We start from the raw sequence: 19,743 nt of genomic DNA, 5'->3' as shown, positions 1-19,743 counted from the left end.
CTTCCCATCCCGAACAGGACCGTGAAACGACTCCACGCCGATGATAGTGCGGATTGCCCGTGTGAAAGTAGGTCATCGTCAGGCTCCTCATGCTGTCAGAAGCCCCACCCCAACCGGGTGGGGTTTTTGCGTTTACCGATGGATTGGAATCACTACATATAAGTGAGAGCCGTTGGGTTTGGAGCAGTCAAGCAAGCCTTGACAAAAAGATGTTGTTCCCCCATAATCGAAAGTTCTCTGCGGAGGGGTGCCCGAGTGGCTAAAGGGGGCAGACTGTAAATCTGTTGGCTTACGCCTACGTTGGTTCGAATCCAACCTCCTCCACCAGAATGCAAGTTGTAATAGTTGTCGGGAATCCATAATCCTTGCGGGTGTAGCTCAATGGTAGAGCAGAAGCCTTCCAAGCTTACGACGAGGGTTCGATTCCCTTCACCCGCTCCAGTAATGCGGAAGTAGCGCCCATGTGGCTCAGTGGTAGAGCACTCCCTTGGTAAGGGAGAGGTCGGCAGTTCGATCCTGCCCATGGGCACCAGAAGTACTCGGTGATTGTTTGCGCCCAGCGCAACGTACGGAAAATCCTCTTAGGAGTCGAAAATGGCCAAGGGTAAGTTTGAGCGGACCAAGCCGCACGTGAACGTGGGCACGATCGGTCACGTTGACCACGGCAAGACCACGCTGACGGCAGCGATCACGACGGTTCTGACGCAGAAGTTCGGCGGCGAAGCGAAGGCGTACGACCAGATCGACGCGGCGCCGGAAGAGAAGGCGCGCGGCATCACGATCAACACCGCGCACGTCGAGTACGAAACGGCTAGCCGCCACTACGCACACGTCGACTGCCCGGGCCACGCTGACTACGTGAAGAACATGATCACGGGTGCGGCGCAGATGGACGGCGCAATCCTGGTGTGCTCGGCAGCAGACGGTCCGATGCCGCAAACGCGTGAGCACATCCTGCTGGCGCGTCAGGTTGGCGTGCCGTACATCATCGTGTTCCTGAACAAGTGCGACATGGTGGACGACGCCGAGCTGCTGGAGCTGGTCGAGATGGAAGTGCGCGAACTTCTGTCGAAGTACGACTTCCCGGGCGACGATACGCCGATCATCAAGGGTTCGGCCAAGCTGGCGCTGGAAGGCGACAAGGGTGAACTGGGCGAAGTGGCGATCATGAACCTGGCCGACGCACTGGACACGTACATCCCGACACCGGAGCGCGCGGTGGACGGCGCGTTCCTGATGCCGGTGGAAGACGTGTTCTCGATCTCGGGTCGTGGCACGGTGGTGACGGGCCGCGTTGAGCGTGGCGTCATCAAGGTTGGCGAGGAAATCGAAATCGTCGGTATCAAGCCGACGGTGAAGACGACCTGCACGGGCGTGGAAATGTTCCGCAAGCTGCTCGACCAGGGTCAGGCGGGCGACAACGTGGGTATCCTGCTGCGCGGCACGAAGCGTGAAGACGTGGAGCGTGGTCAGGTGCTGGCGAAGCCGGGCTCGATCAACCCGCACACGCACTTCACGGCAGAAGTGTACGTGCTGAGCAAGGACGAAGGCGGCCGTCACACGCCGTTCTTCAACAACTACCGTCCGCAGTTCTACTTCCGTACGACGGACGTGACGGGCTCGATCGAGTTGCCGAAGGACAAGGAAATGGTGATGCCGGGCGACAACGTGTCGATCACGGTGAAGCTGATCAACCCGATCGCGATGGAAGAAGGCCTGCGCTTCGCAATCCGCGAGGGTGGCCGTACGGTCGGCGCCGGTGTCGTCGCCAAGATCATCGAGTAACGCCAGACAGTTCTCGATAATCGGTTGTATCGGGGTTGGCGGTGTCGTCAGCCCCAAATGGTTTAGGGGTATAGCTCAACTGGCAGAGCGTCGGTCTCCAAAACCGAAGGTTGGGGGTTCGATTCCCTCTGCCCCTGCCAACTATCGCGTCGTAGTGGCGCTTCGTTAAGGTGTTATGGCGAATCCTTCCGTCGAAACTGTAAATACATCTGGCGACAAGTTGATGCTGGTCGCGGGTGTGTTACTGCTCCTGGCCGGGTTCGTGGGGTTCTTCTGGCTGAGCGGCCAGGAGTGGTACATCCGCGGAGCTGCCTTGGCTGTTGGTGCGATCGCGGGTATTGTCGTTGGTCTTCTCTCGGCGCCTGGTAAGGGTTTTATCGCTTTTGCCAAAGATTCGTACAAGGAAGTCCGCAAGGTTGTTTGGCCCACTCGTAAAGAGGCTACCCAGACAACGCTCGTAGTGTTTGGCTTCGTCGTCGTGATGGCAATCTTTCTCTGGATTAGTGATAAATCCATTGAGTGGGCGATTTTCTCGGTGATTCTGGGTTGGAAATGATATGAGCGATACTCCGGCATCCCCGAGTGGTAAACGTTGGTACGTGGTGCACGCCTACTCCGGCATGGAGAAGAGCGTGCAACGGGCGCTTCAGGAGCGTATCGAGCGTGCTGGCATGCAGGACCAGTTTGGCCAGATCCTCGTTCCGACGGAAGAAGTTGTCGAGGTGAAGGGCGGTCACAAATCAGTGACAGAGCGTCGTTTCTTTCCCGGCTATGTGCTGGTCGAAATGGAAATGACAGACGAAACGTGGCACCTCGTAAAAAACACGGCAAAGGTGACCGGTTTTGTCGGAGGGGCGCGTAATCGCCCGAGTCCAATTTCCCCGCGGGAAGTTGAGAAAATCATGTCGCAGATGCAGGAAGGCGTGGAAAAGCCGCGTCCGAAGACCCTGTTCGAAGTGGGCGAGATGGTGCGGGTGAAGGAAGGCCCGTTCACTGATTTCAACGGTAGCGTCGAAGAAGTGAACTACGAAAAATCGCGAGTCCGTGTTTCCGTTACGATCTTCGGCCGCGCAACGCCGGTCGAACTGGAATTCGGCCAAGTCGAAAAGTTGTAATCCAGAATTCTACGGAACGCACCGCCCCGGTGCGTTCCGTATTTCGCGCTTACGGCCCGCGTAATGGTTGTTGAGGAGCGTAACTAGCCAGCTTTCTCGGCGAACACGCGCTATTACTCACTGAACGTCAGCATGAGCGTCGACGTTCCAAAGAGGTTCTCGAAATGGCAAAGAAAATCATCGGCTTTATCAAGCTGCAGATCCCTGCAGGTAAAGCCAACCCGTCGCCGCCGGTCGGTCCGGCGCTGGGCCAGCGTGGCCTGAATATCATGGAGTTCTGCAAGGCGTTCAACGCGCAGACTCAAGCCATGGAACCGGGTCTGCCGATTCCGGTCGTGATCACGGCATTCGCGGACAAGAGCTTCACGTTCGTTCTGAAGACGCCGCCGGCTACGGTTCTGATCAAGAAGGCAGCGAAGGTCGACAAGGGTTCGAGCAAGCCGCATACCGACAAGGTCGGCAAGATCACCCGCGCTCAAGCTGAAGATATCGCCAAGACCAAGATGCCCGACCTGACGGCGGCTGATCTGGACGCAGCGGTCCGTACGATCGCTGGTAGCGCCCGCTCGATGGGCATCACCGTGGAGGGCGTGTAAATGGCCAAGCTTTCGAAGCGTCTGCAAGCATTTGCAGCAAAGATTGATCGTCAGAAGCTGTACCCGATCGACGACGCTCTGTCGCTCGTGAAGGAATGCGCAAGCGCGAAGTTTGACGAGTCGATCGACGTCGCTGTGCAACTCGGCATCGATGCGAAGAAGTCGGATCAAGTGGTTCGTGGCTCGGTCGTGCTGCCCGCTGGTACGGGTAAGTCGGTCCGCGTTGCTGTGTTCGCGCAGGGCGAAAAGGCTGAGCAGGCTCGCGCAGCTGGTGCCGAAATCGTTGGTATGGAAGACTTGGCTGAACAGGTCAAGGCCGGCAACCTGAACTTTGACATCGTGATCGCTTCGCCGGACACGATGCGTATCGTCGGCACGCTCGGTCAGATTCTCGGCCCGCGCGGCCTGATGCCGAACCCGAAGGTTGGCACGGTCACGCCGGACGTCGCGACCGCGGTCAAGAACGCGAAGGCTGGTCAGGTGCAATTCCGTGTCGACAAGGCCGGTATCATCCACGCGACCATCGGCCGCGCTTCGTTTGAACCGACTGCTCTGCGTACCAACCTGAACGCTCTGATCGACGCGCTGCAAAAGGCGAAGCCGGCAACGAGCAAGGGCGTGTACCTGCGTAAGGTTGCACTGTCGAGCACGATGGGTGTTGGCGTGCGCGTCGACCAGACGTCGATCGCCGCGCAGTAACGAATTTCACCGTCCCGGCGTGAGCAGGGATGGTTTTAAAGGGCTTTGGGCGGTTGCGAGGTGGCAGTCTGCATCGCGCAACCGGTTGTCAAAGACCGTTGGCGGGCACGCAGCAGGTAGGCGAGTCCTTAATGCAAAGCCAACGCAGATGGCGAACCCGAAAAAGTTTTGCAGTAGTGAAGCCGTTGGATGTCTGCAGTAATGCGGAACTCGGGCGGTCGAAATACTCCTGACTGGTCGGACGCCGTTATTGAACGCGGTACACAAGGCGCACGCCGCGTGTATCGAATCTGGAGGTTAACCGTGCCACTTAACAAAGAAAGCAAGCAGGCCGTCGTCGCCGAGGTTTCCGCGCAAGTCGCGAAAGCCCAGACCATGGTTCTGGCTGAGTATCGTGGGATCACGGTTGGCGATCTGACCAAGCTGCGCGCGAAAGCGCGTGAGCAACAGGTTTACCTTCGCGTGTTGAAGAACACGCTGGCGCGTCGCGCTGTCGAGGGTACCCCGTTTGCTCCTCTGGCAGAGCAGATGACCGGCCCCCTGATCTACGGCATCTCGGAAGATGCCATTGCTGCCGCCAAGGTCGTGAACGACTTCGGCAAGGGCAATGACAAGTTGATCATCAAGGCTGGTTCCTACGAAGGCAAGGTGATGGACAAAGCGGGCGTGCAAGCGCTTGCAAACATCCCGAGCCGCGAAGAACTGCTCTCCAAGCTGTTGTTCGTCATGCAGGCACCTGTTTCTGGCTTTGCGCGCGCTCTGGCCGCGCTGGCAGAAAAGAAGCAGGGCGAAGCTGCGTAACGTACACCGGTCGAGCGTAATTGATCGCTGGCTGTATCCGAATTCAATTTAGGAGTATTTCAAATGGCAATCGCAAAAGAAGACATCCTCGAAGCCGTAGGCTCGATGTCGGTTCTGGAACTGAACGAGCTGGTTAAGGCGTTCGAAGAGAAGTTTGGCGTGTCGGCAGCTGCTGTTGCAGTGGCAGGCCCGGCAGGTGCAGGCGGCGCCGGTGCTGCTGCTGAAGAGCAGACCGAATTCACGGTCATCCTGGCTGAAACCGGTGCAAACAAGGTTTCGGTCATTAAGGCTGTTCGCGAACTGACGGGTCTCGGCCTGAAGGAAGCGAAGGATCTGGTCGATGGCGCACCGAAGCCCGTGAAGGAAGCGGTGCCCAAGGCTGCAGCTGAAGAAGCCAAGAAGAAGCTGGAAGAAGCCGGCGCGAAGGTTGAAATCAAGTAAGTTTCAACGCGCTGTGCGAAGGCTGGCGGTTTTTCACCGCCGGCCTTTTTGTGCTTTGTGGGGGCCACGTTTTTGCAGCTCTGTTCCGGCAAGAACGTGATCCCCAGAAGCCAAAGAAAATCGCCAATCGGCAACATTGACCGGCGCTTCTCTTTGTCTTCTGAAGCGACTGCAGAAGGCAAGTTTGGTCGGGTAGCGGGCAACACAGGCATCCGCTGCCGTCAGCCAGCGGTTGGTAGCGGCCAACCACCAAGCTTCTAGGCTCGTTCAAGCCATCGGACGGCCATCGGGTCTCAGTCGGTGAACACTCGGGTTGTCTCATCAAGGTATCCTGCCTCGACAACTATGCCCGCCGTGATTCGGAGATCGTATGCAATATTCCTTCACCGAGAAGAAGCGTATTCGCAAGAGTTTTGCGAAACGCCCCATCGTTCACCAAGTACCTTTCCTGCTGGCTACCCAGCTTGAATCATTCAGCACGTTTCTGCAAGCAGACACGTCGTCTACGCAACGCAAGCCGGAAGGCCTGCAGGCAGCGTTTACCTCCGTTTTCCCGATCGTTTCGCATAACGGCTTCGCGCGCCTCGAGTTCGTGAGCTACATGCTGTCGTCGCCGGCATTCAACATCAAGGAATGCCAGCAGCGCGGTCTGACGTACTGTTCGGCGCTGCGCGCCAAAGTGCGTCTGGTGCTGCTCGACAAGGAATCGCCGAGCAAGCCCGTCGTCAAGGAAGTGAAGGAGCAAGAAGTGTACATGGGCGAAATTCCGCTCATGACGCCGACCGGTTCGTTCGTCATCAACGGCACGGAACGTGTGATCGTTTCGCAGCTGCATCGCTCGCCGGGCGTGTTCTTCGAGCACGACAAGGGCAAGACGCACAGCTCGGGCAAGCTCCTGTTTTCGGCACGTATCATTCCTTACCGCGGTTCGTGGCTCGACTTCGAGTTCGACCCGAAGGACGTGCTGTACTTCCGCGTCGACCGTCGCCGCAAGATGCCGGTTACGATCCTGCTGAAGGCAATTGGCCTCACGCCGGAACAGATCCTCGCAAACTTCTTCGTGTTCGACAATTTCACGCTGATGCCGGAAGGCGCGCAGATGGAATTCGTGCCGGAGCGTCTGCGTGGTGAAGTCGCGCGTTTCGACATTACGGATCGCGACGGCAACGTGATCGTCCAGAAGGACAAGCGGATCAACGCCAAGCATATTCGCGACCTCGACAACGCGAAGACCAAGTTCATCTCGGTGCCGGAAGACTATCTGCTCGGCCGCGTGCTGGCGAAGAACGTCGTCGACGGCGACACCGGCGAAGTCATCGCGAACGCCAACGACGAAGTCACCGAAACCGTTCTCGAAAAGCTGCGCGAGGCGAAGATCAAGGACATCCAGACGCTCTATACGAATGATCTGGACCAGGGGCCGTACATCTCGTCGACGCTGCGTATCGACGAAACCGCCGACAAGATGGCTGCGCGCATCGCGATCTACCGCATGATGCGTCCTGGTGAACCGCCGACCGAAGAAGCGGTCGAGGCGCTGTTCAATCGTCTCTTCTACAGCGAAGAAGCGTATGACCTGTCGAAAGTGGGTCGTATGAAGTTCAACCGCCGCGTCGGCCGGGACGAAATCGTCGGCCCGATGACGCTGCAGGACGACGACATCCTTGCGACCATCAAGATCCTCGTCGAGTTGCGCAACGGCAAGGGCGAAGTGGACGATATCGACCACCTCGGCAACCGCCGCGTGCGTTGCGTCGGCGAACTCGCGGAGAACCAGTTCCGCGCGGGTCTCGTGCGTGTCGAACGCGCTGTAAAGGAACGCCTCGGCCAGGCCGAAAGCGAAAACCTGATGCCGCACGACCTGATCAACTCGAAGCCGATCTCGTCGGCGATTCGCGAGTTCTTCGGTTCGTCGCAGTTGTCGCAGTTCATGGACCAGACCAACCCGCTGTCGGAAATCACGCACAAGCGCCGTGTTTCCGCACTGGGCCCGGGCGGTCTGACGCGTGAGCGCGCAGGCTTCGAAGTCCGCGACGTGCACCCGACCCACTATGGTCGCGTGTGTCCGATTGAGACGCCGGAAGGTCCGAACATCGGCCTGATCAACTCGCTCGCTCTGTACGCGCACCTGAACGAATATGGCTTCCTCGAAACGCCGTATCGCAAGGTGGTCGACAGCAAGGTGACCGATCAGATCGACTACCTGTCGGCGATCGAGGAAGGCCGTTACGTGATCGCTCAGGCGAACGCGGCAGTGGCTGATAATGGCTCGCTGACCGACGAACTCGTGTCGTCGCGTGAAGCGGGCGAAACGCTGATGGTCACGCCGGACCGCATCCAGTACATGGACGTGGCGCCGTCGCAGATCGTGTCGGTCGCAGCTTCGCTGATTCCGTTCCTCGAGCACGACGACGCGAACCGCGCGTTGATGGGCTCGAACATGCAGCGTCAGGCTGTGCCGTGTCTGCGCCCGGAGAAGCCGGTCGTCGGTACGGGCATCGAGCGCACCGTGGCGGTCGACTCGGGCACGACGGTTCAGGCACTGCGCGGCGGTGTGGTCGATTACGTCGACGCGGGCCGTATCGTGATTCGCGTGAACGACGACGAAGCCGTTGCGGGTGAAGTCGGTGTCGACATCTACAACCTGATCAAGTACACGCGTTCGAACCAGAACACGAACATCAACCAGCGTCCGATCGTAAAGATGGGCGACAAGGTTGCGCGTGGCGACGTGCTGGCTGACGGCGCATCGACGGACCTCGGCGAACTCGCGCTCGGCCAGAACATGCTGATCGCGTTCATGCCGTGGAACGGCTACAACTTCGAAGACTCGATCCTGATCTCGGAGAAGGTGGTAGCGGACGACCGTTACACGTCGATCCACATCGAAGAGTTGAACGTGGTCGCTCGCGACACGAAGCTCGGACCGGAAGAAATCACGCGCGACATCTCGAACCTCGCGGAAGTGCAGCTTGGCCGTCTCGACGAGTCGGGCATCGTGTACATCGGCGCGGAAGTCGAAGCGGGCGACGTGCTGGTCGGCAAGGTCACGCCGAAGGGCGAAACCCAACTGACGCCGGAAGAAAAGCTGCTGCGCGCGATCTTCGGTGAGAAGGCTTCGGACGTGAAGGACACGTCGCTGCGCGTGCCGTCGGGCATGAGCGGCACGGTCATCGACGTGCAGGTGTTCACGCGTGAAGGTATCCAGCGCGACAAGCGCGCGCAACAGATCATCGACGATGAATTGAAGCGCTATCGCCTCGACCTGAACGACCAGCTGCGTATCGTGGAAGGCGACGCGTTCCAGCGTCTTGCCCGTATGCTCGAAGGCAAGGTCGCGAACGGCGGTCCGAAGAAGCTCGCGAAGGGCACGAAGATCGAGCGCGCTTACCTCGAAGATCTGGACCACTACCACTGGTTCGACATCCGCCTCGCGGACGAAGAAGCAGCGGCCCAGCTCGAGGCGATCAAGAACTCGATCGAAGAGAAGCGTCACCAGTTCGATCTCGCGTTCGAAGAGAAGCGCAAGAAACTCACCCAAGGCGACGAACTGCCGCCGGGCGTGCTGAAGATGGTCAAGGTGTATCTGGCAGTCAAGCGCCGTCTGCAGCCTGGCGACAAGATGGCAGGCCGTCACGGTAACAAGGGTGTCGTGTCGAAGATCGTGCCGATCGAAGACATGCCGTACATGGCCGACGGCCGTCCGGCTGACGTCGTTCTGAACCCGCTCGGCGTGCCGTCGCGGATGAACGTGGGTCAGGTTCTCGAAGTGCATCTGGGTTGGGCCGCGAAGGGCCTCGGCTGGCGTATCGGCGAAATGCTGCAGCGTCAGACGAAGATCGCTGAACTGCGCGAATTCCTGACCAAGATCTACAACGAGTCGGGCCGCGCAGAAGAGCTGGACAGCTTCTCCGACGACGAAATCCTCGAACTCGCGAAGAACCTGCGCGAAGGCGTGCCGTTCGCAACGCCGGTGTTCGACGGTGCGACGGAAGAAGAAATGTCGCGCGCGCTGGATCTGGCGTTCCCGGACGAGATCGCTGAAAACCTCGGCATGACGCCGTCGAAGAACCAGGTGCGTCTGTATGACGGCCGCACGGGCGAGATGTTCGAACGTACGGTGACGGTCGGTTACATGCACTACCTGAAGCTGCACCATCTGGTCGACGACAAGATGCACGCGCGTTCCACGGGCCCGTACTCGCTCGTCACGCAGCAGCCGTTGGGCGGTAAGGCGCAGTTCGGTGGCCAGCGTTTCGGTGAAATGGAAGTGTGGGCGCTCGAAGCGTACGGCGCATCGTACGTGCTGCAGGAAATGCTGACGGTGAAGTCGGACGACGTGACGGGCCGGACCAAGGTGTATGAAAACCTGGTCAAGGGCGATCACGTGATCGATGCCGGCATGCCTGAGTCGTTCAACGTGTTGGTGAAGGAAATCCGGTCGCTCGGTATCGACATCGACCTGGACCGGAACTAATCGGACTACTGGAGAGAAGCGATGAAAGCTTTGCTCGATCTATTCAAGCAAGTCCAACAACCTGAAGTTTTTGACGCGATCAAGATCGGTCTGGCCTCGCCGGACAAGATCCGTTCGTGGTCGTTCGGTGAAGTCAAGAAGCCGGAAACCATCAACTACCGCACGTTCAAGCCGGAGCGGGATGGTCTGTTCTGCGCGAAGATTTTCGGTCCGATCAAGGACTACGAATGCCTTTGCGGCAAGTACAAGCGCCTGAAGCACCGTGGCGTGATCTGCGAGAAGTGCGGCGTCGAAGTGACGCTCGCGAAGGTGCGCCGCGAACGGATGGGCCATATCGAACTGGCCTCGCCGGTCGCGCACATCTGGTTCCTGAAGTCGCTGCCGTCGCGTCTGGGCATGGTGCTCGACATGACGCTGCGCGACATCGAGCGCGTGCTGTACTTCGAAGCATATGTGGTGATCGATCCGGGCATGACGCCGCTGAAAGCGCGGCAGATCATGACCGAAGAGGATTACTACAACAAGGTCGAGGAATACGGCGACGAATTCCGTGCCGAAATGGGCGCGGAAGGCATTCGCGAGCTGCTGCGCGCGATCAACATCGACGAGCAGGTCGAGTTGCTGCGTACCGAACTCAAGAACACCGGTTCGGAAGCGAAGATCAAGAAGTACGCGAAGCGCCTGAAGGTGCTCGAGGCTTTCCAGCGTTCGGGCATCAAGCCTGACTGGATGGTGCTCGAAGTGCTGCCGGTGCTGCCGCCGGAGCTGCGTCCGCTCGTGCCGCTCGACGGCGGCCGTTTCGCGACGTCGGACCTGAACGACCTGTATCGCCGCGTGATCAACCGTAACAATCGGTTGAAGCGTCTGCTCGAACTGAAGGCGCCTGAAATCATCGTTCGCAACGAAAAGCGGATGCTGCAGGAAGCCGTCGATTCGCTGCTCGACAACGGCCGTCGCGGCAAGGCGATGACCGGCGCGAACAAGCGTCCGCTGAAGTCGCTCGCCGACATGATCAAGGGTAAGGGCGGCCGCTTCCGTCAGAACCTGCTCGGTAAGCGCGTCGACTACTCGGGCCGTTCGGTGATCGTGGTCGGCCCGACGCTGAAGCTGCACCAATGCGGTCTGCCGAAGCTGATGGCGCTCGAACTGTTCAAGCCGTTCATCTTCAACAAGCTCGAAGTGATGGGTGTCGCTACCACCATCAAGGCTGCGAAGAAGGAAGTCGAGAACCAGACGCCGGTCGTGTGGGACATTCTCGAAGAGGTGATCCGCGAACATCCGGTCATGCTGAACCGTGCGCCGACGCTGCACCGTCTCGGCATTCAGGCTTTTGAGCCGGTGCTGATCGAAGGTAAGGCAATCCAGCTGCACCCGCTCGTTTGCGCGGCGTTCAACGCCGACTTCGACGGTGACCAGATGGCTGTTCACGTGCCGCTGTCGCTCGAAGCGCAGATGGAAGCGCGCACGCTGATGCTCGCGTCGAACAACGTGCTGTTCCCGGCCAACGGCGATCCGTCGATCGTGCCGTCGCAGGACATCGTGCTCGGTCTCTACTACGCGACCCGCGAAGCGGTGAACGGCAAGGGCGAAGGCCTGACGTTCACGGGCGTCTCGGAAGTGCTGCGTGCGTACGAGAACAAGGAAGTCGAACTGGCCTCGCGCGTCAACGTGCGGATCACCGAAATGGTCCACAACGAAGACAAGTCGGAAGGCGCGCCGGCGTTCGTGCCGAAGATCACTCTGTACGCAACCACGGTCGGTCGCTCGATTCTGTCGGAAATCCTGCCGCCGGGGCTGCCGTTCTCGGTGCTGAACAAGCCGCTGAAGAAGAAGGAAATCTCGCGTCTGATCAACACCGCGTTCCGTAAGTGCGGTCTGCGTGAGACGGTGATTTTCGCCGACCAGCTGATGCAGTCGGGCTTCCGTCTCGCAACGCGCGCTGGTATTTCGATCTGCGTCGACGACATGCTCGTGCCGCCGCAGAAGGAAACCATCGTCGGCGATGCCGCGAAGAAGGTGAAGGAATACGACCGTCAGTACATGTCGGGTCTCGTCACCGCGCAGGAGCGCTACAACAACGTGGTGGACATCTGGTCCGCAACGTCGGAAGCGGTCGGCAAGGCGATGATGGAGCAATTGTCGACGGAACCGGTGGTCGATCGCGACGGCAAGGAAACGCGTCAGGAGTCGTTCAACTCCATCTACATGATGGCGGACTCGGGCGCTCGTGGTTCCGCGGTTCAGATCCGTCAGCTGGCCGGTATGCGTGGCCTGATGGCGAAGCCGGACGGCTCGATCATCGAGACGCCGATTACGGCGAACTTCCGTGAAGGTCTGAACGTGTTGCAGTACTTCATCTCGACCCACGGCGCACGTAAGGGTCTGGCTGATACGGCACTGAAGACAGCGAACTCGGGTTACCTGACGCGTCGCCTCGTCGACGTGACGCAGGATCTGGTCGTAGTCGAGGAAGATTGCGGCACGTCCAACGGCGTGGCGATGAAGGCGCTCGTGGAAGGCGGTGAAGTGGTCGAAGCGCTGCGTGACCGTATTCTGGGTCGCGTGGCCGTGGCTGACATCGTTAATCCGGAATCGCAGGAAACGCTGTTCGAAACGGGTACGCTGCTCGACGAAGACGCGGTCGAAGAGATCGAACGCCTCGGTATCGACGAAGTGCGCGTGCGCACGCCGCTCACCTGCGAAACGCGCTACGGTCTGTGCGCAGCCTGCTACGGCCGCGACCTCGGCCGCGGCTCGCTCGTGAACGTCGGCGAAGCAGTCGGCGTGATCGCGGCGCAGTCGATCGGTGAACCGGGCACGCAGCTCACGATGCGTACGTTCCACATCGGTGGTGCGGCGTCGCGTGCGGCGGTGGCTTCGTCGGTCGAAGCGAAGTCGAACGGTACGGTGCGGTTCACGTCGACGATGCGTTACGTCACCAACGCGAAGGGCGAGCAGATCGTCATCTCGCGTTCGGGCGAAGCGATGATTACCGACGATCACGGCCGCGAGCGCGAGCGTCACAAGGTGCCGTACGGCGCGACGCTGCTGCAGCTCGACGGTGCGCAGATCAAGGCCGGTACGCAACTCGCGACGTGGGACCCGATGACGCGTCCGATCATCACCGAGTACGGTGGTACGGTGAAGTTCGAAAACGTCGAGGAAGGCGTGACCGTCGCGAAGCAGATCGACGACGTGACGGGCCTGTCCACACTCGTCGTGATCGACGTGAAGCGTCGTGGTTCGCAAGCGTCGAAGACGGTGCGTCCGCAGGTCAAGCTGCTCGATGCGAACGGCGAAGAAGTCAAGATCCCGAACACCGAGCACTCGGTGCAGATCGGCTTCCAGGTCGGCGCTCTGATCACCGTGAAGGACGGTCAGCAAGTGCAGGTTGGTGAAGTGCTCGCACGTATCCCGACCGAATCGCAGAAGACGCGTGACATTACCGGCGGTCTGCCGCGTGTGGCGGAACTGTTCGAAGCACGTTCGCCGAAGGACGCGGGTATCCTGGCGGAAGTCACGGGTACGACGTCGTTCGGTAAGGACACGAAGGGCAAGCAGCGTCTCGTTATCACGGACCTCGAGGGCAACCAGCACGAGTTCCTGATCGCGAAGGAAAAGCAGGTTCTGGTGCACGATGGTCAGGTCGTCAACAAGGGCGAAATGATCGTCGACGGACCGGCGGATCCGCACGACATCCTGCGTTTGCAGGGCGTCGAAGCGCTGTCGCGTTACATCGTGGACGAAGTGCAGGACGTGTACCGTCTGCAGGGCGTGAAGATCAACGACAAGCACATCGAAGTAATCGTGCGTCAGATGCTGCGCCGCGTGCAGATTTCGGACAACGGCGATACGCGTTTCATCCCGGGCGAACAGGTCGAGCGGTCGGACATGCTCGACGAGAACGACCGTATGATCGCGGAAGACAAGCGTCCGGCCACGTACGAAAACGTGCTGCTCGGTATCACGAAGGCGTCGCTGTCGACCGATTCGTTCATCTCTGCTGCGTCGTTCCAGGAAACGACCCGCGTGCTGACCGAAGCGGCGATCATGGGCAAGCGCGACGACCTGCGTGGCCTGAAGGAAAACGTGATCGTCGGCCGTCTGATCCCGGCCGGTACGGGTCTCGCGTTCCACAAGGCGCGCAAGAGCAAGGAACTGGCCGACCGCGAGCGTTTCGATCAGATCGCAGCGGAAGAGTCGTTCGAATTCGGTACGCCGGAAGCCCCGGCCGCCGAACAGCAGCACTCGGGCGAGTAAGTGCAGGCGGCGCAAGCCGCCTTGCCTTGCGAGTCACGAAAGCCGCTCAGTTTCGACTGGGCGGCTTTTTTTATGCGCGTTTTTTTGCGCGTGCACGATGCCATGCGCCGGCGTAGCTCTAATCCAGATGGCTAACGTTGTCGCAAAGCGCGGGCGCAGTGCGAATGCGTTGGTAAAATTCGTGTCACCGCCTTCGTGCCGTTCCCTTCGCCCTCCTCTCAAATTCATGTCCCGTCCCCTCGAAATTCTCAACGAAGTCTTCGGTTATCCAGTATTCAGAGGACGGCAGGGCGACATTGTCGAGCACGTCGCCGATGGCGGCGATTGCCTCGTGTTGATGCCGACAGGCGGTGGCAAATCGCTGTGCTATCAGATTCCGTCGCTGGTGCGGCGCGAACGCGGCTTCGGCACGGGTATCGTGGTTTCGCCGCTGATCGCGTTGATGCAGGATCAGGTAGCAGCGCTGACTGAAGTCGGCGTGCGCGCGGCGTATCTGAACTCGACGCTTTCGAGCGCCGAAGCAATGGCCACCGAGCGTGCGTTGCGCGAGGGCGACATCGACCTGCTTTACGTCGCGCCGGAGCGGCTGATGACGCCCCGTTTCCAGGAGCTGCTGGAGCGCTCACGCATCGGCCTCTTTGCGATCGACGAAGCTCATTGCGTGTCGCAATGGGGACACGATTTCCGGCCCGAGTACATTCAACTGTCGGTGTTGCACGAGCGCTTCCCGAATGTGCCGCGGATCGCGCTTACCGCCACCGCGGATGCAATCACACGCGACGAAATCATTCACCGTCTCGCGCTCGAGGATGCGCGCGTGTTCGTGTCGAGCTTCGATCGGCCCAACATCCGCTATCGCATTGCCGAAAAGGACAATGCGCGCACGCAGCTGCTGGACTTTATCCGCTCCGAACATACGAGGCCCGACGGCACGACCGATGCGGGCGTCGTCTATTGCCTGTCGCGCCGCAAGGTCGAGGAAACGGCGGAGTGGCTCAAGGAAAAGGGCATGCGTGCGCTGCCGTACCACGCCGGCATGGAATTCGAGATACGTCAGAAGCACCAGGAAATGTTCCAGCGCGAGGAAGGCATTGTGATGTGCGCGACGATCGCGTTCGGCATGGGGATCGACAAACCGGACGTGAGGTTCGTCGCGCACCTCGATCTGCCGAAGAGCGTCGAAGGCTATTACCAGGAGACCGGCCGGGCCGGGCGCGACGGACTGCCGTCGAACGCATGGATGGCCTACGGCCTCGGCGACGTCGTGCAGCAGCGCAAGATGATCGACGAGTCCGACGCCGACGATGCGCACAAGCGTGTTCAGACCGGCAAGCTCGACGCGCTGCTCGGTCTGTGCGAAACGGCAACCTGCCGGCGCGTGCGGCTGCTCGCGTACTTCGGCGAAACGAGCCAGCCGTGCGGCAACTGCGATAACTGCCTCGAGCCGCCGCCCACATGGGACGCGACGCGCGAGGCTCAGATGGCGCTGTCGTGCGTATTCCGGGCACAGAGGGCGAGCGGGTTCCACTTCGGCGCCGGTCATCTGATCGACATTCTGCGCGGCAATCGCAGCGAGAAAATTCTGCAGCGCGGCCACGAGAAACTGACCACCTTCGGCATCGGTGCGGCGCTCGGCGAGCCGGAATGGCGTGCGGTGTTTCGCCAGCTCGTCGCATTCGGCTATCTGGCCGTCGACCACGAGGGCTTTGGCTCGCTGGTGCTCACCGAAGCGAGCAAGCCGGTGCTCAAAGGGGAGCAGAAAGTGACGATGCGCCGCTACGTGAAGCCGACCCGTACGCGCCAGTCGTCCGGCCGCACGAGTGAGCGCGCCGATCCGACGATCGGCATGGGGCCGCTCGAGCGCGCCCGCTGGGAGCGCCTGCGCATGTGGCGCACCGAGACCGCGAAGAGCGACGGCGTGCCGGCGTATGTGATTTTCCACGATGCGACGCTCGCGGAAATTGCCCGTCTCGGCCCCGACTCCATCGACGATCTGCGTGGCATTCCAGGCATGGGCGCCCGCAAACTCGACCGCTTCGGCTTCGAATTGCTGCACGTCGTGGCCGCCGACTGACTGTTCCGCAGTCATTTTGGGAGATCTTCAGGGGGACGAAGCATCGCAAGCTGTTGACTCCCTTAGTATTTTCGGAATATTATACTAGGTTCCGGTTCTTGGGATGCCCGCGCGCGGCTTCAGTTCGTGCGTTAGCGGACCATCCGGAAGTTCGATGCGCAGGCGTTTCCGCTTTGCCCGGAAACAGATGCGTCGATTTTGTTCAATTTCAGGAATAAACAATGCCAACCATCAATCAACTGGTTCGCAAAGGCCGCACGTCGGAAACGACGAAGAGCAAGAGCCCGGCCTTGCAGGACTGCCCCCAGCGTCGCGGCGTGTGCACCCGTGTGTACACCACGACGCCGAAAAAGCCGAACTCGGCACTCCGTAAGGTTGCCAAGGTTCGTCTGACGAATGGCTTCGAAGTCATTTCGTACATCGGTGGTGAAGGCCACAACCTGCAGGAACACTCGGTCGTGCTGATTCGCGGCGGCCGTGTGAAGGACTTGCCGGGTGTGCGTTACCACATGGTTCGCGGCTCGCTGGATACCCAGGGCGTCAAGGATCGTAAGCAGGCTCGCTCGAAGTATGGTGCGAAGCGTGCCAAGGCTGGCAAGTAATTAGCCGGTCAGTAGTTTCAGGTCGCCTGCAAGGGCGGTAAAGGCGATGGTGCCGGAGTTGCCGGTGCTATCGAGTAAGTGGTCACCCGACCAGGCTGGTAAGTCTTAGGGATGAATCGGGTTAGTTGGTGGCCGCGGGGCTCAATGAGCTCCAACTGAAAAAGTAAAGGAAGAAACATGCCGCGTCGTCGCGAAGTCCCCAAGCGGGAAGTGTTGCCGGATCCGAAGTTCGGTAACGTAGATGTAGCAAAATTCATGAACGTGCTGATGCTCTCCGGCAAGAAGTCGGTTGCCGAGCGTATCGTGTACGGCGCTTTCGAACAGATCCAGACCAAGGGTGGCAAGGACCCGCTGGAAGTGTTCACGGTGGCGCTCAACAACGTCAAGCCGGTGGTCGAAGTGAAGAGCCGCCGCGTTGGTGGTGCGAACTATCAGGTTCCGGTCGAAGTGCGTCCGTCGCGTCGTATGGCATTGGCGATGCGTTGGCTGCGTGAAGCCGCGAAGAAGCGCAGCGAGAAGTCGATGGCCCTGCGTCTGGCAGGTGAACTCTCCGAAGCGGCCGAAGGCCGTGGCGGCGCGATGAAGAAGCGCGACGAAGTTCACCGGATGGCAGAAGCCAACAAGGCGTTCTCGCACTTCCGTTTCTAAGCTGCCCGCCCCCGGGTTTAGCGGAAAAACGGAAAGAAATTCCGGGCGGGTGCGCTTCCAGAGCGCCTCGCCCGTTTGTGTTACAGCGCGATGGGCATCTCTCGCATCGCGTCATCCCAATAGAGGATCAAAGTGGCTCGCAAGACTCCTATCGAGCGCTACCGTAACATCGGTATTAGCGCTCACATCGACGCCGGCAAAACGACGACGACCGAGCGCATTCTGTTCTACACCGGTGTGAACCACAAGATTGGTGAGGTTCACGACGGCGCCGCCACCATGGACTGGATGGAGCAGGAACAGGAACGCGGCATCACCATTACTTCCGCTGCTACGACGGCATTCTGGAAGGGTATGGCTGGCGACCGCGCCGAGCACCGCATCAACATCATCGACACCCCGGGTCACGTCGACTTCACGATCGAAGTCGAGCGCTCGATGCGCGTGCTCGACGGCGCGTGCATGGTGTACTGCGCAGTGGGCGGCGTGCAGCCCCAGTCGGAAACCGTGTGGCGTCAGGCTAACAAGTACAAGGTTCCCCGTCTCGCGTTCATCAACAAGATGGACCGTACCGGCGCGAACTTCTTCAAGGTCTACGACCAGCTCAAGCTGCGTCTGAAGGCGAACCCGGTTCCCGTCGTCGTGCCGATCGGCGCGGAAGAGAACTTCACGGGCGTCGTCGACCTGATGAAGATGAAGGCGATCATTTGGGACGACGCGTCCCAAGGCACCAAGTTCTCGTACGAAGACATCCCGGCAGAACTCGTCGACACGTGCAACGAATGGCGTGAAAAGATGGTCGAGGCTGCGGCTGAGTCGAACGAAGACCTGATGAACAAGTACCTCGAGTCGGGTGAACTGACCGAAGCGGAAATCATCAAGGGTCTGCGCGACCGTACGATCGCTTGCGAAATCCAGCCGATGCTGTGCGGCACCGCGTTCAAGAACAAGGGTGTGCAACGCATGCTCGACGCTGTTCTGGACTTCCTGCCGTCGCCGATCGACATTCCGCCGGTGACCGGTGAACTGGAAAACGGTGAGAAGGGCGAGCGCCGCGCCTCCGACGATGAAAAATTCTCGTCGCTGGCATTCAAGATCATGACTGACCCGTTCGTCGGCCAGTTGATCTTCTTCCGAGTCTATTCCGGTGTCGTCAATTCGGGCGACACGGTGCTGAACGCGACCAAGGACAAGAAGGAACGTCTGGGTCGTATTCTGCAGATGCACGCGAACCAGCGCGAAGAAATCAAGGAAGTGCGCGCGGGCGACATCGCCGCCGCAGTTGGCTTGAAGGAAGCGACGACGGGCGACACGCTGTGCGATCCGCAACACCCGATCGTTCTCGAGCGCATGATTTTCCCGGAACCGGTGATTTCGCAGGCTGTTGAGCCGAAGACGAAGCCCGACCAGGAAAAGATGGGTCTGGCGCTGAACCGTCTGGCACAGGAAGATCCGTCGTTCCGCGTTCAAACGGACGAAGAGTCGGGCCAAACCATTATTTCGGGCATGGGCGAGCTCCACCTCGAAATTCTGGTCGACCGCATGAAGCGCGAATTCGGCGTGGAAGCGACTGTCGGCAAGCCGCAGGTTGCTTACCGCGAAACGATTCGCGGCAAGGCGGAAGACGTTGACGGCAAGTTCGTCAAGCAGTCGGGTGGTCGCGGCCAGTACGGTCACGCGGTCATCACGCTCGAGCCGAACGAGCAAGGCAAGGGCTATGAGTTCCTGGACGAGATCAAGGGCGGTGTGATTCCGCGTGAATACATCCCGGCGGTCGACAAGGGTATCCAGGAAACGCTGAAGGCCGGCGTTCTCGCAGGCTTCCCGGTCGTTGACGTGAAGGTTCACCTGACGTTCGGTTCGTACCATGACGTTGACTCGAACGAAAATGCGTTCCGCATGGCCGGCTCGATGGCGTTCAAGGAAGCGATGCGCAAGGCTCAACCGGTCATCCTCGAACCGATGATGGCTGTGGAAGTCGAAACGCCTGAAGACTACATGGGCAACGTGATGGGCGATCTGTCGGGTCGTCGCGGCATCGTGCAGGGCATGGACGACATGGTTGGCGGCGGCAAGATCGTTCGCGCCGAAGTGCCGCTGTCGGAAATGTTCGGCTACTCGACGTCGTTGCGTTCGCTGACGCAAGGTCGTGCAACATACACGATGGAGTTCAAGCACTACGCTGAAGCTCCGCGTAACGTGTCGGAAGCGATCATCAACGCGAAGTCGAAGTAATTGCGCGGCA

14 protein-coding genes, 4 tRNA genes and 1 rRNA gene are annotated in these 19,743 nt (G+C 59.9%); 18 read left to right on the top strand and 1 reads right to left on the bottom strand.

Translation table 11 applies throughout. From position 1 onward, the window contains the following. From rrf to rplL, 12 genes are all read left to right on the top strand, one after another. Positions 1 to 84, top strand: a 5S ribosomal RNA gene (rrf, locus tag B9Z01_RS37075); the annotation flags it as partial. Between the two features lie 157 nt (positions 85 to 241). Beyond that, a tRNA-Tyr gene (locus tag B9Z01_RS30400) sits at positions 242 to 327 on the top strand. Positions 328 to 367: 40 nt separating this feature from the next. Next, a tRNA-Gly gene (locus B9Z01_RS30395) sits at positions 368 to 441 on the top strand. Positions 442 to 457: 16 nt separating this feature from the next. Then, a tRNA-Thr gene (locus B9Z01_RS30390) sits at positions 458 to 532 on the top strand. Between the two features lie 62 nt (positions 533 to 594). Next, entirely contained in the window at positions 595 to 1,785 is a 1,191-nt protein-coding gene (gene tuf / locus B9Z01_RS30385; RefSeq protein ID WP_085489234.1) for an elongation factor Tu, read from the top strand. A gap of 64 nt (positions 1,786 to 1,849) precedes the next feature. After that, positions 1,850 to 1,925: transfer RNA gene (locus B9Z01_RS30380), tRNA-Trp, on the top strand. 35 nt (positions 1,926 to 1,960) lie between these two features. Next, entirely contained in the window at positions 1,961 to 2,341 is a 381-nt protein-coding gene (gene secE / locus B9Z01_RS30375; protein ID WP_085489243.1) for a preprotein translocase subunit SecE, read from the top strand. A 1-nt stretch (position 2,342) separates the two neighbouring features. After that, entirely contained in the window at positions 2,343 to 2,900 is a 558-nt protein-coding gene (nusG, locus tag B9Z01_RS30370) for a transcription termination/antitermination protein NusG (RefSeq protein WP_075303275.1), read from the top strand. 164 nt (positions 2,901 to 3,064) lie between these two features. After that, positions 3,065 to 3,496, top strand: coding sequence for a 50S ribosomal protein L11 (gene rplK / locus B9Z01_RS30365; protein ID WP_085489242.1), 432 nt, complete (start codon positions 3,065 to 3,067; stop codon positions 3,494 to 3,496). After that, positions 3,497 to 4,195 (top strand): 50S ribosomal protein L1, encoded by a 699-nt coding sequence (gene rplA, locus B9Z01_RS30360; RefSeq protein ID WP_085489241.1) that lies wholly within the window; start codon positions 3,497 to 3,499, stop codon positions 4,193 to 4,195. Between the two features lie 303 nt (positions 4,196 to 4,498). Beyond that, a complete protein-coding gene (rplJ, locus tag B9Z01_RS30355) occupies positions 4,499 to 4,996 on the top strand; it encodes a 50S ribosomal protein L10 (protein WP_085489240.1) in 498 nt (165 codons plus the stop codon). Positions 4,997 to 5,059: 63 nt separating this feature from the next. Then, on the top strand, positions 5,060 to 5,437 hold the full coding sequence (gene rplL, locus B9Z01_RS30350; protein ID WP_085489239.1) for a 50S ribosomal protein L7/L12: 378 nt from the start codon (positions 5,060 to 5,062) through the stop codon (positions 5,435 to 5,437). A gap of 33 nt (positions 5,438 to 5,470) precedes the next feature. On the opposite strand, the gene B9Z01_RS35205 is transcribed toward rplL, so the two are convergent. After that, a complete protein-coding gene (locus B9Z01_RS35205) occupies positions 5,471 to 5,683 on the bottom strand; it encodes a hypothetical protein (RefSeq protein WP_143809111.1) in 213 nt (70 codons plus the stop codon). Between the two features lie 124 nt (positions 5,684 to 5,807). Here B9Z01_RS35205 and rpoB point away from each other — a divergent pair, with 124 nt between their 5' ends. The 6 genes from rpoB (at position 5,808) to fusA (ending at position 19,733) form a co-directional block, all read left to right on the top strand. Next, positions 5,808 to 9,914 carry a DNA-directed RNA polymerase subunit beta gene (rpoB, locus tag B9Z01_RS30345; RefSeq protein WP_085489238.1) on the top strand — a complete coding sequence of 1,369 codons (4,107 nt, stop codon included), beginning with the start codon at positions 5,808 to 5,810 and terminating at the stop codon, positions 9,912 to 9,914. 21 nt (positions 9,915 to 9,935) lie between these two features. Next, on the top strand, positions 9,936 to 14,174 hold the full coding sequence (gene rpoC / locus B9Z01_RS30340) for a DNA-directed RNA polymerase subunit beta' (protein WP_085489237.1): 4,239 nt from the start codon (positions 9,936 to 9,938) through the stop codon (positions 14,172 to 14,174). 226 nt (positions 14,175 to 14,400) lie between these two features. Further along, positions 14,401 to 16,248, top strand: coding sequence for a DNA helicase RecQ (gene recQ / locus B9Z01_RS30335; protein WP_085489236.1), 1,848 nt, complete (start codon positions 14,401 to 14,403; stop codon positions 16,246 to 16,248). A gap of 221 nt (positions 16,249 to 16,469) precedes the next feature. After that, complete coding sequence (gene rpsL, locus B9Z01_RS30330; RefSeq protein ID WP_006053290.1) at positions 16,470 to 16,850, top strand: 30S ribosomal protein S12; 381 nt, start codon at positions 16,470 to 16,472, stop codon at positions 16,848 to 16,850. A gap of 177 nt (positions 16,851 to 17,027) precedes the next feature. Next, positions 17,028 to 17,498: a 30S ribosomal protein S7 gene (gene rpsG / locus B9Z01_RS30325; RefSeq protein WP_006053291.1), complete on the top strand. Its 471-nt coding sequence runs from the start codon at positions 17,028 to 17,030 to the stop codon at positions 17,496 to 17,498. Positions 17,499 to 17,630: 132 nt separating this feature from the next. Next, positions 17,631 to 19,733 (top strand): elongation factor G, encoded by a 2,103-nt coding sequence (gene fusA, locus B9Z01_RS30320; RefSeq protein ID WP_085489235.1) that lies wholly within the window; start codon positions 17,631 to 17,633, stop codon positions 19,731 to 19,733. Positions 19,734 to 19,743: the final 10 nt, after the last annotated feature.

This window comes from Paraburkholderia susongensis (genome assembly GCF_900177725.1).
Classification (GTDB): Bacteria; Pseudomonadota; Gammaproteobacteria; order Burkholderiales; family Burkholderiaceae; genus Paraburkholderia; species Paraburkholderia susongensis.
The sequence above is the reverse complement of the archived record's forward strand: the minus strand, read 5'-3'. Positions and strand labels throughout refer to the sequence as shown.

Excerpts from the sequence above, each read along its gene's own strand:
- recQ (WP_085489236.1), top strand. The coding sequence starts at position 14,401 with ATGTCCCGTCCCCTCGAAATTCTCAACGAAGTCTTCGGTTATCCAGTA.
- rpsG (WP_006053291.1), top strand. The coding sequence starts at position 17,028 with ATGCCGCGTCGTCGCGAAGTCCCCAAGCGGGAAGTGTTGCCGGATCCG.
- secE (WP_085489243.1), top strand. The coding sequence starts at position 1,961 with ATGGCGAATCCTTCCGTCGAAACTGTAAATACATCTGGCGACAAGTTG.
- rplL (WP_085489239.1), top strand. The coding sequence starts at position 5,060 with ATGGCAATCGCAAAAGAAGACATCCTCGAAGCCGTAGGCTCGATGTCG.
- rpoC (WP_085489237.1), top strand. The coding sequence starts at position 9,936 with ATGAAAGCTTTGCTCGATCTATTCAAGCAAGTCCAACAACCTGAAGTT.
- rpoB (WP_085489238.1), top strand. The coding sequence starts at position 5,808 with ATGCAATATTCCTTCACCGAGAAGAAGCGTATTCGCAAGAGTTTTGCG.
- tuf (WP_085489234.1), top strand. The coding sequence starts at position 595 with ATGGCCAAGGGTAAGTTTGAGCGGACCAAGCCGCACGTGAACGTGGGC.
- rplA (WP_085489241.1), top strand. The coding sequence starts at position 3,497 with ATGGCCAAGCTTTCGAAGCGTCTGCAAGCATTTGCAGCAAAGATTGAT.
- rplK (WP_085489242.1), top strand. The coding sequence starts at position 3,065 with ATGGCAAAGAAAATCATCGGCTTTATCAAGCTGCAGATCCCTGCAGGT.
- rpsL (WP_006053290.1), top strand. The coding sequence starts at position 16,470 with ATGCCAACCATCAATCAACTGGTTCGCAAAGGCCGCACGTCGGAAACG.
- nusG (WP_075303275.1), top strand. The coding sequence starts at position 2,343 with ATGAGCGATACTCCGGCATCCCCGAGTGGTAAACGTTGGTACGTGGTG.